Annotated in this window: 11 protein-coding genes; all 11 read left to right on the top strand. The window is 62.9% G+C overall.

What is annotated here, in order from left to right; translation table 11 throughout:
- The first annotated feature begins 165 nt into the window (after positions 1-165).
- The 11 genes from aceA (at position 166) to nuoJ (ending at position 12,763) form a co-directional block, all read left to right on the top strand.
- Positions 166-1,491: an isocitrate lyase gene (gene aceA / locus E5221_RS18675; RefSeq protein ID WP_013973380.1), complete on the top strand. Its 1,326-nt coding sequence runs from the start codon at positions 166-168 to the stop codon at positions 1,489-1,491.
- 481 nt (positions 1,492-1,972) lie between these two features.
- The gene (locus tag E5221_RS18680) at positions 1,973-2,635 is read left to right on the top strand and encodes a lysoplasmalogenase (protein WP_247846227.1); all 663 of its coding nucleotides are present in this window, start codon (positions 1,973-1,975) and stop codon (positions 2,633-2,635) included.
- Between the two features lie 383 nt (positions 2,636-3,018).
- Positions 3,019-3,432, top strand: a complete 414-nt coding sequence (locus E5221_RS18685; protein ID WP_003251427.1) for an NADH-quinone oxidoreductase subunit A — start codon at positions 3,019-3,021, stop codon at positions 3,430-3,432.
- A gap of 9 nt (positions 3,433-3,441) precedes the next feature.
- Entirely contained in the window at positions 3,442-4,119 is a 678-nt protein-coding gene (locus E5221_RS18690; RefSeq protein WP_003251429.1) for an NADH-quinone oxidoreductase subunit B, read from the top strand.
- A gap of 78 nt (positions 4,120-4,197) precedes the next feature.
- A complete protein-coding gene (nuoC, locus tag E5221_RS18695; RefSeq protein WP_013973384.1) occupies positions 4,198-5,979 on the top strand; it encodes an NADH-quinone oxidoreductase subunit C/D in 1,782 nt (593 codons plus the stop codon).
- Positions 5,980-5,981: 2 nt separating this feature from the next.
- Positions 5,982-6,479, top strand: coding sequence for an NADH-quinone oxidoreductase subunit NuoE (gene nuoE, locus E5221_RS18700; protein WP_003251433.1), 498 nt, complete (start codon positions 5,982-5,984; stop codon positions 6,477-6,479).
- Positions 6,476-7,840 carry an NADH-quinone oxidoreductase subunit NuoF gene (gene nuoF, locus E5221_RS18705; RefSeq protein WP_025339923.1) on the top strand — a complete coding sequence of 455 codons (1,365 nt, stop codon included), beginning with the start codon at positions 6,476-6,478 and terminating at the stop codon, positions 7,838-7,840. The genes nuoE and nuoF overlap by 4 nt, the downstream gene beginning before the upstream one ends.
- Before the next feature lie 133 nt (positions 7,841-7,973).
- The gene (gene nuoG / locus E5221_RS18710) at positions 7,974-10,688 is read left to right on the top strand and encodes an NADH-quinone oxidoreductase subunit NuoG (protein ID WP_247846228.1); all 2,715 of its coding nucleotides are present in this window, start codon (positions 7,974-7,976) and stop codon (positions 10,686-10,688) included.
- Complete coding sequence (gene nuoH, locus E5221_RS18715; RefSeq protein WP_003251440.1) at positions 10,685-11,692, top strand: NADH-quinone oxidoreductase subunit NuoH; 1,008 nt, start codon at positions 10,685-10,687, stop codon at positions 11,690-11,692. The genes nuoG and nuoH overlap by 4 nt, the downstream gene beginning before the upstream one ends.
- Before the next feature lie 11 nt (positions 11,693-11,703).
- Entirely contained in the window at positions 11,704-12,252 is a 549-nt protein-coding gene (nuoI, locus tag E5221_RS18720) for an NADH-quinone oxidoreductase subunit NuoI (RefSeq protein ID WP_003251442.1), read from the top strand.
- A gap of 10 nt (positions 12,253-12,262) precedes the next feature.
- The gene (gene nuoJ / locus E5221_RS18725; RefSeq protein ID WP_003261007.1) at positions 12,263-12,763 is read left to right on the top strand and encodes an NADH-quinone oxidoreductase subunit J; all 501 of its coding nucleotides are present in this window, start codon (positions 12,263-12,265) and stop codon (positions 12,761-12,763) included.
- The last annotated feature ends 3 nt before the right edge of the window (positions 12,764-12,766 follow it).

Genomic DNA, 12,766 nt, shown 5'->3' on the forward strand with positions numbered 1-12,766 from the left:
ACGAGCCGACCTGCCGGAGCACCCTTTCGCCTGGCCTGCACACCCTTCCCCTTCGAGCCTTCGCGTTCGCCGCCGCACTCCTGCGAACAGGACAGCCGCCAGCTCCTGATCTGCTCCGAGCATCAGCACAATTACCCCAAGATCGATGCGACGAGGTTTATTTCCATGGCACTGACACGCGAACAGCAAATTGCAGCCCTCGAGAAAGACTGGGCCGAGAACCCGCGCTGGAAAGGCGTGACCCGTACCTACACCGCCGCTGATGTCGTTCGCCTGCGTGGCTCCCTGCAGCCGGAGCACACCCTGGCCCGCCTGGGTGCAGAAAAACTGTGGAAGCTGGTCACCGAAGGTGCCCACCCGTCCTTCCGCCCAGAAAAAGATTTCGTCAACTGCATGGGCGCCCTGACCGGCGGCCAGGCAGTGCAGCAGGTCAAGGCCGGCATCCAGGCCATCTACCTGTCCGGCTGGCAGGTTGCCGCCGACAACAACTCGGCCGAGTCCATGTACCCTGACCAGTCGCTGTACCCGGTCGACTCGGTACCGACCGTGGTCAAGCGCATCAACAACGCCTTCCGCCGCGCCGACCAGATTCAGTGGAAAGCCGGCAAGAACCCGGGCGACGATGGCTACATCGACTACTTCGCACCGATCGTGGCCGACGCCGAAGCCGGTTTCGGTGGCGTGCTGAACGCCTACGAACTGATGAAGAACATGATCGAAGCAGGCGCCGCCGGTGTGCACTTCGAAGACCAGCTGGCCTCGGTGAAAAAATGCGGCCACATGGGTGGCAAGGTACTGGTACCGACCCAGGAAGCCGTGCAAAAGCTGGTGGCCGCGCGCCTGGCAGCTGACGTATCGGGCGTGCCGACCATCATCCTGGCCCGCACCGACGCCAACGCCGCCGACCTGCTGACCAGCGACTGCGACCCGTACGACCAGCCGTTCGTGATTGGCGAGCGCACCCGTGAAGGCTTCTACAAGGTACGCGCCGGCCTCGACCAGGCCATCGCCCGCGGCCTGGCCTACGCGCCGTACGCCGACCTGATCTGGTGCGAAACCGCCAAGCCGGACCTGGACGAAGCCCGCCGCTTCGCCGAAGCGATCAAGAAGGAGTATCCGGACCAGATCCTGTCGTACAACTGCTCGCCTTCCTTCAACTGGAAGAAGAACCTGGACGACGCGACCATCGCCAAGTTCCAGCGGGAGCTGTCGGCAATGGGCTACAAGCACCAGTTCATCACCCTGGCCGGCATCCACAACATGTGGCACGGCATGTTCAACCTGGCGCACGACTACGCCCGCAACGACATGACCGCCTACGTGAAGCTGCAGGAGCAGGAATTCGCTGACGCCAACAAAGGCTACACCTTCGTGGCGCACCAGCAAGAAGTGGGCACTGGCTACTTCGACGACATGACCACCGTGATTCAGGGTGGCGCATCGTCGGTGACTGCACTGACCGGTTCGACCGAGGAAGAGCAGTTCCACTGATAGTGGGTTGCTGTTGAAGAAAGGCCCGAGGCTTGTTAAAGCCCCGGGCCTTTGTTTTTTCCTGCACCACCACTTTCACGAACAACAGGTTAGCGCCGAACAGCGGCGAGGTGCCTGCCTTGGTTTTTGCGGTGCTGCGTAGATCGAGCGCCGCCCGCGCGGCGCTTCGCAGCACAAGGCTGCTCCTACATCTGTTTCTGGCCAGTAACGCCTGTGCCAGAGCACGCGAACGCCTTGTTTGTCCGACACAATATCGAGGTGGACGCCAAGGGGCCGCGCGCCTTTGCTTCAGGATAAATTGGCCCGAAACAAATGTAGGAGCAGCCTTGTGCTGCGAAGCGCCGCGCGGGCGGCGCTCGATCCCACAGGCGCTGCATTCCTTTCGCCATACCCATGGCAGCCCTCACACAATACAAAACCATCACCAACAACCCCCACGATCAGGTCTATGCTTGAGGCAGCACAGCCGCAAGGACTGCCCATGCTTCGTCCAAACCACCTGATGATTCTCGCCCTGACCGCCGCCGCACTCTATATATATGCACTGGCCAGCGACAGTACCCTGCTTGCCCTCCTGGCCAAACCGATCCCGGTACTGACCCTGATCGCCTGGCTGCGCAGCACCTCTGCCACACCTTATCGCCAGTGGATCACCCTCGGCCTGGCACTCTCGGGACTCGGCGACATCCTGTTGGCCATCCCCGCCGACCTGTTCGTGTTCGGCCTGGCTGCCTTCCTTTGCGCCCACCTGGCCTACCTGAGCGCCTATTGCAGCCAGACCCTGCGCCCAGCCCTGCCCGCACTGCTGCTGAGTGGCATCACCGGCATCACTCTGCTCGGCGTACTGGCCAGCCACGGCCTCGGCCCACTGCTGATCCCGGTCGTGCTCTATGCCTTGGCCATCAGCGCCATGCTCTGGCGCGCCCTGGCCTGTGGCGGGCTCGCCGCGCTCGGCGCCTGCCTGTTCGTGCTCTCCGACAGCCTGATCGGTATCGACCGCTTTGTCAGCCCGTTCGCCGCCGCACCGTACCTGATCATCCTTACCTACTGGCTCGGCCAGTGGGCGATCGCTTCATCAGCCAGTCATAGCTCAATCGGTAAAGTATTGACCCAGGGCGGGGCAAGCGGCGTCAGAAGCTGCTAGAACAGGCGTTTTTCGCATTTGCAAGTAGGGGGAATCGCCAGATGAACTTTACAAGACACAGAACAACGGAAATATCAGACATCAGACCAAATGATATTAATTATCATTTCTAAACTTGCAATTCGTTACCATTCGCAGGAAACATAATTAACAAAACCGCACGCAATGCCCGAATCTCAAGGCTTTCAGCCAGTTACAAGCGGCTTTTGTACTTAATCCTACGAATAAATTTGCTACAGAAATTTTACTTGCACGGGGTTTACCCATAAAATCAGCGCGATTGATTCAGCTGCGACATTTGGTCACTGCATGTGCGACACCAGGTCGCCGCTCTACACTTATTTCAGACTGCAGAGCTGGGTCTCTGTATAAGGATCTCTAGCATGTCCGATTCGGCAGGACTCATCGCCCACAACTGGGGCTTTGCCATCTTCCTCCTGGGTGTCGTCGGCCTGTGCGCCTTCATGCTCGGCCTTTCCAGCCTGCTCGGCAGCAAGGCCTGGGGCCGCGCCAAGAACGAACCCTTCGAATCCGGCATGCTGCCCGTCGGCAGCGCCCGCCTGCGCCTGTCCGCCAAATTCTATCTGGTCGCGATGCTGTTCGTGATCTTCGATATCGAAGCCCTCTTTCTCTTTGCATGGTCTGTGTCCGTCCGCGAAAGCGGCTGGACCGGATTCGTCGAAGCACTCGTTTTCATAGCAATTCTGTTGGCTGGTCTTGTCTACCTATGGCGCGTCGGGGCACTTGATTGGGCTCCCGAAGGTCGCCGCAAGCGGCAAGCGAAGCTGAAACAATGAGGCTTTGGCATGCAATACAATCTCACCAGAATCGATCCGGATGCGCCCAACGAGCAGTACCCGGTCGGTGAACGGGAAACCGTCACCGATCAACTGCTGGAGGACCAGGTCCACAAGAACATCTTCATGGGCAAGCTTGAAGATGTGCTGCGTGGCGCGGTCAACTGGGGTCGCAAGAACTCCCTCTGGCCGTACAACTTCGGCCTGTCCTGCTGCTACGTGGAAATGACCACGGCCTTCACGGCACCCCACGACATCGCCCGCTTCGGCGCCGAAGTCATCCGGGCATCGCCGCGTCAGGCCGACTTCATGGTCATCGCCGGTACCTGCTTCGTCAAAATGGCGCCGATCATCCAGCGCCTGTACGAGCAGATGCTCGAGCCGAAATGGGTAATTTCCATGGGTTCGTGCGCCAACTCCGGCGGCATGTACGACATCTACTCGGTCGTTCAGGGGGTCGACAAGTTCCTCCCCGTGGACGTCTATGTGCCCGGCTGCCCGCCACGCCCTGAGGCTTTCCTGCAAGGCTTGATGCTGCTGCAGGAGTCGATCGGCCAAGAACGACGCCCGCTTTCCTGGGTTGTTGGTGATCAAGGTATTTACCGTGCCGAGATGCCAGCCCAGAAAGACCTGCGTCGTGAGCAGCGCATTGCAGTAACCAACCTGCGCAGCCCCGACGAAGTCTGATCCAGCGACCTGCCGCCCGCTCCCCTGGAGCCGGCGGCCTGGCTTCATTCTTAACGTTGACCCAAAGCGACCGAGACCATGACAGCGGACAACGCTATTTTCATTCCGCCCTACAAGGCTGACGACCAGGATGTGGTCGTCGAACTGCACAATCGTTTTGGCGCCGAAGCATTCGTCGCCCAGGAAACCCGCACCGGCATGCCCGTGCTGTGGGTCAAGCGCGAGCAGCTCAAGGAAGTGCTCAGCTTCCTGCGCGGCGTGGCCAAACCGTACAGCATGCTGTACGACCTGCACGGCGTCGACGAGCGCCTGCGCACCCAGCGCCGCGGCCTGCCAGCCGCCGACTTCAGCGTGTTCTACCACCTGCTGTCGATCGAGCGTAACAGCGATGTGATGATCAAGGTGTCGCTCAGCGAAGGCGACCTGAACCTGCCGACCGTGACCGGTATCTGGCCGAACGCCAACTGGTACGAGCGCGAAGTCTGGGACATGTTCGGCATCGACTTTGCCGGCCATCCGCACCTCAGCCGCATCATGATGCCGCCCACCTGGGAAGGCCACCCGCTGCGCAAGGACTACCCGGCCCGTGCCACCGAGTTCGATCCCTACAGCCTGACCCTGGCCAAGCAGCAGCTTGAAGAGGAATCGGCACGCTTCAACCCTGAAGCCTGGGGCATGAAGCGCCAGGGCGCCAACGAGGACTACATGTTCCTCAACCTCGGCCCCAACCACCCTTCCGCGCACGGTGCCTTCCGTATCGTCCTGCAGCTGGACGGTGAAGAGATCGTCGACTGCGTACCGGACATCGGCTACCACCACCGTGGCGCCGAAAAAATGGCCGAACGCCAGTCCTGGCACAGCTTCATCCCCTACACCGACCGTATCGACTACCTCGGCGGGGTAATGAACAACCTGCCGTACGTGCTCGCGGTCGAGAAGCTGGCCGGCATCAAGGTGCCACAGAAGGTCGACACCATCCGCGTGATGCTGGCCGAGTTCTTCCGTATCACCAGCCACCTGCTGTTCCTGGGTACCTACATCCAGGACGTCGGCGCCATGACCCCGGTGTTCTTCACCTTCACCGACCGCCAGCGCGCGTACACCGTGATCGAAGCGATCACCGGTTTCCGCCTGCACCCGGCCTGGTACCGCATCGGTGGCGTTGCCCACGACCTGCCGCGCGGCTGGGACAAGCTGGTCAAGGACTTCGTCGAATGGCTGCCCAAGCGCCTCGACGAGTACGAAAAGGCCGCCCTGCAGAACAGCATCCTCAAGGGCAGGACCATCGGCGTTGCCGCGTACAACACCAAGGAAGCCCTGGCCTGGGGTACCACCGGTGCCGGCCTGCGTGCCACCGGTTGCGACTTCGACTTGCGTAAAGCCCGCCCCTACTCCGGTTACGAGAACTTCGAGTTCGAAGTACCGCTGGCCCACAACGGCGATGCCTACGATCGCTGCATGGTCCGTGTCGAGGAGATGCGCCAGAGTATCCGCATCATCGACCAGTGCCTGCGCAACATGCCGGAAGGCCCGTACAAGGCGGATCACCCGCTGACCACGCCGCCGCCGAAAGAGCGCACCCTGCAGCACATCGAAACCCTGATCACGCACTTCCTGCAAGTCTCGTGGGGCCCGGTCATGCCGGCCAACGAGTCGTTCCAGATGATCGAGGCGACCAAGGGCATCAACAGTTACTACCTGACGAGCGACGGCGGCACCATGAGCTACCGCACCCGGATCCGTACCCCGAGCTACCCGCACCTGCAGCAGATCCCTTCGGTGATCAAAGGCAGCATGGTCGCCGACCTCATTGCGTACCTGGGCAGTATCGACTTCGTTATGGCTGACGTGGACCGCTAAGCATGAACAGCACGCTTATCCAGACAGACCGTTTCGCCCTGAGCGAAACCGAGCGCTCGGCCATCGAGCACGAAATGCATCACTACGAGGACCCGCGCGCGGCGTCCATCGAAGCCCTGAAGATCGTCCAGAAGGAACGTGGCTGGGTGCCGGACGGCGCCATCCACGCCATCGGCGAAGTACTGGGCATCCCGGCCAGCGACGTCGAAGGTGTCGCCACCTTCTACAGCCAGATCTTCCGTCAGCCCGTCGGCCGCCACATCATCCGCGTGTGCGACAGCATGGTCTGCTACATCGGCGGCCATGAATCCGTGGTCAGCCAGATTCAAAGCGAACTGGGCATCGGCCTGGGCCAGACCACCGCCGACGGCCGCTTCACCCTGCTGCCGGTATGCTGCCTGGGCAACTGCGACAAGGCCCCGGCGCTGATGATCGACGACGACACCTTCGGTGACGTACAGCCGGCTGGCGTTTCCAAATTGCTGGAGGGTTACGTATGACCATTACTTCCTTCGGCCCGGCCAACCGCATCGCGCGCACGGCCGAAACCCACCCGCTGACCTGGCGCCTGCGTGACGACGGCGAGCCGGTCTGGCTTGCCGAGTACGAATCGAAGAACGGCTACGCTGCCGCCCGCAAGGCGCTGGCGCAGATGTCGGCCGACGACATCGTGCAAAGCGTCAAGGACTCCGGCCTCAAGGGCCGCGGTGGTGCAGGCTTCCCCACTGGCGTGAAGTGGGGCCTGATGCCCAAAGACGAATCCATGAACATCCGCTACCTGCTGTGCAACGCGGACGAAATGGAGCCGAATACCTGGAAAGACCGCATGCTGATGGAGCAACAGCCCCATCTGCTGGTCGAGGGTATGCTGATCAGCGCCCGCGCCCTGAAGGCCTACCGTGGCTACATCTTCCTGCGTGGCGAATACACCACCGCAGCGAAGAACCTGAACCGCGCCATCGAGGAAGCCAAGGCCGCCGGCCTGCTGGGCAAGAACATCCTCGGCAGCGGTTTCGATTTCGAGCTGTTCGTGCACACCGGTGCCGGCCGCTACATCTGCGGTGAAGAAACCGCACTGATCAACTCGCTGGAAGGCCGCCGCGCCAACCCGCGCTCCAAGCCGCCCTTCCCTGCCGCCGTGGGCGTGTGGGGCAAGCCGACTTGCGTGAACAACGTCGAAACCCTGTGCAACGTCCCGGCCATCGTCGCCAACGGCAACGACTGGTACAAGTCGCTGGCCCGTGAAGGCAGCGAAGACCATGGCACCAAGCTGATGGGCTTCTCCGGCAAGGTGAAGAACCCGGGCCTGTGGGAACTGCCTTTCGGCGTCACCGCCCGCGAACTGTTCGAAGACTACGCCGGCGGCATGCGCGACGGCTTCAAGCTCAAGTGCTGGCAGCCAGGTGGCGCCGGTACCGGCTTCCTGCTGCCCGAGCACCTCGACGCGCAGATGTACGCCGGCGGCATCGCCAAGGTCGGCACCCGTATGGGTACCGGTCTGGCAATGGCGGTGGACGACAGCATCAACATGGTTTCGCTGCTGCGCAACATGGAAGAGTTCTTCGCCCGCGAATCGTGCGGCTGGTGCACTCCATGCCGTGACGGCCTGCCGTGGAGCGTGAAGATGCTGCGCGCACTGGAAAAAGGCCAGGGCCGCGCCGAAGACATCGAGACGCTCCTGGGCCTGGTCAACTTCCTCGGCCCTGGCCGTACCTTCTGTGCTCACGCACCAGGTGCCGTCGAGCCGCTGGGCAGTGCCATCAAATACTTCCGCTCGGAATTCGAGGCAGGTGTCGCTCCAGCTGGTGCCGGCGATGCGCTGCGTCCGAACCTGGCGAAGCCGATCGTGGTCGGCGCATAACAAGATGATTAAGGCGGGTGGTCCGTGCCACTCGCCAGCTTGCCGGCAGGCCCGAGAAATCGTGGCGTGTCGCAAGCTCACCGATTTCCATTAGCCACGCCCGCTCACGCGGGCCAACGAAGAACTTTGAACAATGGCCACTATCCACGTAGACGGCAAAGCGCTCGAAGTCAACGGTGCAGACAACCTGTTACAGGCCTGTCTGTCGCTCGGCCTCGACATCCCTTATTTCTGCTGGCACCCGGCGCTTGGTAGCGTTGGCGCCTGCCGGCAGTGCGCGGTCAAGCAGTACACCGACGAGAACGACACCCGCGGTCGTATCGTCATGTCCTGCATGACCCCTGCCTCCGACGGCACCTGGATCTCCATCGACGATGAAGAGTCCAAGGCGTTCCGCGCCAGCGTCGTCGAATGGCTGATGACCAACCACCCGCACGACTGCCCGGTGTGCGAGGAAGGCGGTCACTGCCACCTGCAGGACATGACGGTAATGACCGGCCACAACGAGCGCCGCTACCGTTTCACCAAGCGTACCCACCAGAACCAGGACCTCGGCCCGTTCATCGCCCATGAGATGAACCGCTGCATCGCCTGCTACCGCTGCGTGCGCTACTACAAGGACTATGCCGGTGGTACCGACCTGGGCGTTTACGGCGCCCACGACAACGTGTACTTCGGCCGCGTCGAAGACGGCGTGCTGGAAAGCGAATTCTCCGGCAACCTGACCGAGGTCTGCCCGACCGGCGTGTTCACCGACAAGACCCACTCCGAGCGCTACAACCGCAAGTGGGACATGCAGTTTGCCCCGAGCATCTGCCACGGCTGCTCCAGCGGCTGCAACATCAGCCCGGGCGAGCGCTACGGCGAACTGCGTCGGGTGGAAAACCGCTTCAACGGCTCGGTAAACCAGTACTTCCTGTGCGACCGTGGCCGCTTCGGCTATGGCTACGTCAACCGCAAGGATCGCCCACGCCAGCCACACCTGGCCGACGGCACCAAGCTGGGCCTGGACGCCGCCCTGGACAAGGCCGCCGACCTGCTGCGCGGCCGTACCATCGTCGGTATCGGCTCGCCACGCGCCAGCCTGGAAAGCAACTACGGCCTGCGTGAGCTGGTCGGTGCCGAGTACTTCTACTCGGGTATGGAAGCCGGCGAACTGGCCCGCGTACGCCTGGCCCTGAACGTGCTGAACAACAGCCCGCTGCCGGTCCCGACCCTGCGCGACATCGAAGACCACGACGCCGTGTTCGTGCTCGGTGAAGACCTGACCCAGACCGCTGCCCGCGTCGCCCTGGCCGTGCGCCAGGCCACCAAGGGCAAGGCCGAGGCCATGGCCGAAGCGATGAAGGTGCAGCCGTGGCTCGACGCCGCCGTGAAGAACATCGGCCAGCACGCGCTGTACCCGCTGTTCATCGCTTCGCTGGCTGAAACCAAGCTGGACGACGTCGCCGAAGAATGCGTGCACGCCGCCCCGGCCGACCTGGCCCGCATCGGTTTTGCCGTGGCCCACGCCATCGACCCGAGCGCCCCTGCCGTCGGAGGCCTGGACGCCGAAGCGAAAGCCCTGGCCCAGCGCATCGCCGACGCCCTGGTCGCGGCCAAGCGCCCACTGGTCGTAGCCGGTACTTCGCTGGCCGACCCGGCGCTGATCGAAGCCGCCGCCAACATCGCCAAGGCGCTGAAACTGCGCGAGAAGAACGGCTCGCTGAGCCTGGTGGTGCCTGAAGCCAACAGCCTCGGCCTGGCCATGCTCGGTGGCGAGTCGGTCGATGCCGCGCTGGACGCGGTCATCAGCGGCAAGGCCGACGCCATCGTCGTGCTGGAAAACGACCTGTACGCCCGCGTACCGGCCGCCAAGGTCGATGCAGCCCTGGCCGCGGCCAAGGTAGTGATCGTTGCCGACCACTCGAAAACCCCGACTGTCGACCGCGCCCACCTGGTGCTGCCGGCCGCCTCGTTCGCCGAAGGCGACGGTACCCTGGTCAGCCAGGAAGGCCGTGCCCAGCGCTTCTTCCAGGTCTTCGACCCGCAATACCTGGACAGCAGCATCCAGATCCACGAAGGCTGGCGCTGGATGCACGCCCTGCGTGCCACCCTGCTGAACAAGCCGGTCGACTGGACCCAGCTGGATCACGTCACCAGCGCCTGCGCCGAAGCCGCCCCGCAACTGGCCGGTATCGTCAACGCCGCGCCAAGCGCCGCGTTCCGCATCAAGGGCATGAAACTGGCCCGTGAGCCGCTGCGCTACTCCGGCCGTACCGCCATGCGCGCCAACATCAGCGTGCACGAACCGCGTACCCCGCAAGACAAGGACACCGCGTTCGCCTTCTCCATGGAAGGCTATTCGGGTTCGGCCGAACCGCGCCAGCAGGTGCCGTTCGCCTGGTCGCCGGGCTGGAACTCGCCGCAAGCCTGGAACAAGTTCCAGGACGAGGTCGGTGGCCACCTGCGTGCCGGTGACCCGGGCGTACGCCTGATCGAACCGCAAGGCGACCGCCTGCACTGGTTCAATACCATTCCGGGCGCCTTCAACCCGGCCCGTGGCACCTGGACTGCCGTACCGTTCTTCCACCTGTTCGGCAGCGAAGAAAGCTCCTCGCGCGCCGCCCCGGTGCAAGAGCGCATCCCGGCAGCCTACGTGGCCCTGGCCAAGTCCGAAGCCGACCGCCTGGGCGTCAACGACGGTGCCCTGCTGAGCCTGAACGTTGCCGGTGTGACCCTGCGCCTGCCGCTGCGTATCAATGAAGAGCTGGGCGCTGGCCTGGTCGCGTTGCCGAAAGGCCTGGCCGGCATTCCGCCTGCCATCTTCGGTGCATCCGTCGAAGGTCTGCAGGAGGCAGCACAATGAGCTGGTTCACCCCCGAAGTGATCGATGTGATCCTGACCGTACTGCGGGCCATCGTGGTCCTGCTGGCGGTGGTGGTATGCGGCGCGCTGCTCAGCTTCGTCGAGCGCCGCCTGCTGGGCTGGTGGCAGGACCGTTACGGTCCGAACCGCGTCGGCCCGTTCGGCATGTTCCAGATCGCTGCAGACATGCTGAAGATGTTCTTCAAGGAAGACTGGAACCCGCCCTTCGTCGACCGCGTGATCTTCACCCTGGCACCGGTAGTGGCCATGAGCGCCCTGCTGATCGCCTTCGTGGTCATCCCGATCACCCCGACCTGGGGCGTCGCCGACCTGAACATCGGCCTGCTGTTCTTCTTCGCCATGGCCGGCCTGTCGGTCTACGCGGTGCTGTTCGCCGGCTGGTCGTCGAACAACAAGTACGCCCTGCTGGGCAGCTTGCGTGCCTCGGCACAGACCGTGTCGTACGAAGTGTTCCTGGGCCTGGCGCTGATGGGCGTGGTGGTGCAGGTGGGTTCGTTCAACATGCGCGACATCGTTGAATACCAGGCCCAGAACCTGTGGTTCATCATTCCGCAGTTCTTCGGCTTCTGCACCTTCTTCATCGCTGGCGTCGCCGTGACTCACCGTCACCCGTTCGACCAGCCCGAAGCGGAACAGGAACTGGCCGACGGCTACCACATCGAGTATGCCGGCATGAAATGGGGCATGTTCTTCGTCGGTGAGTACATCGGCATCATCCTCATCTCGGCGCTGCTGGTAACCCTGTTCTTCGGCGGCTGGCACGGCCCGTTCGGCATCCTGCCGCAACTGTCGTTCCTGTGGTTCGCGCTGAAGACCGCGTTCTTCATCATGCTGTTCATCCTGCTGCGCGCCTCGATCCCGCGCCCACGCTATGACCAGGTGATGGACTTCAGCTGGAAGTTCTGCCTGCCGCTGACCCTGATCAATTTGCTGGTGACCGCTGCGATCGTGCTCTACAACACGCCAGCCGTCGCGGCCCAGTGAGGATTTGACCCATGTTCAAGTATATCGGCGACATCGTTAAGGGCACCGGCACCCAGCTGCGCAGCCTGGCAATGGTGTTCTCCCACGGGTTCCGCAAGCGCGACACCCTGCAGTACCCCGAAGAACCCGTGTACCTGCCGCCGCGCTACCGCGGCCGCATCGTCCTCACCCGCGACCCCGATGGCGAGGAGCGCTGCGTAGCGTGCAACCTCTGCGCGGTGGCCTGCCCGGTCGGCTGCATCTCGCTGCAGAAGGCCGAGACCGAGGACGGCCGCTGGTACCCGGAGTTCTTCCGCATCAACTTCTCGCGCTGCATCTTCTGCGGCCTGTGTGAAGAAGCGTGCCCGACCACCGCGATCCAGCTGACTCCGGATTTCGAAATGGCCGAGTTCAAGCGTCAGGACCTGGTGTACGAGAAAGAAGATCTGCTGATCTCCGGCCCCGGCAAGAACCCTGACTACAACTTCTACCGTGTTGCCGGCATGGCAATCGCTGGCAAGCCGAAGGGCTCTGCACAGAACGAAGCCGAGCCGATCAACGTGAAGAGCTTGCTCCCATAAGGACAGAAAGATGGAATTCGCTTTCTACTTCGCATCCGGGATCGCCGTGGTCTCCACCCTTCGGGTGGTGACCGGCACCAACCCCGTGCACGCCTTGCTTTACCTGATCATTTCGCTGATTTCCGTGGCCATGATCTTCTTCGCCCTGGGTGCGCCGTTCGCCGGCGCCCTGGAAGTGATCGCCTACGCCGGCGCCATCATGGTGCTGTTCGTGTTCGTGGTGATGATGCTCAACCTCGGGCCGGCTTCGGTCGCCCAGGAACGGGGCTGGCTCAAGCCCGGTATCTGGGCCGGGCCGGTGATCCTCGCCGCCCTGCTGCTGCTGGAGCTGCTGTACGTGCTGTTCGTCACCCCGAGCGGCGCCGGCATCAGCGGCACCACCGTGGGCCCGAAAGAAGTCGGCATCAGCCTGTTCGGCCCTTACCTGCTGGTGGTCGAACTGGCTTCGATGCTGCTGCTGGCCGCGGCCGTCACCGCCTTCCACCTGGGCCGCAACGAGGCGAAGGAGTAAATC

This window comes from Pseudomonas sp. A2 (assembly GCF_023100865.1).
GTDB classification, from domain to species: Bacteria; Pseudomonadota; Gammaproteobacteria; order Pseudomonadales; family Pseudomonadaceae; genus Aquipseudomonas; species Aquipseudomonas asiatica.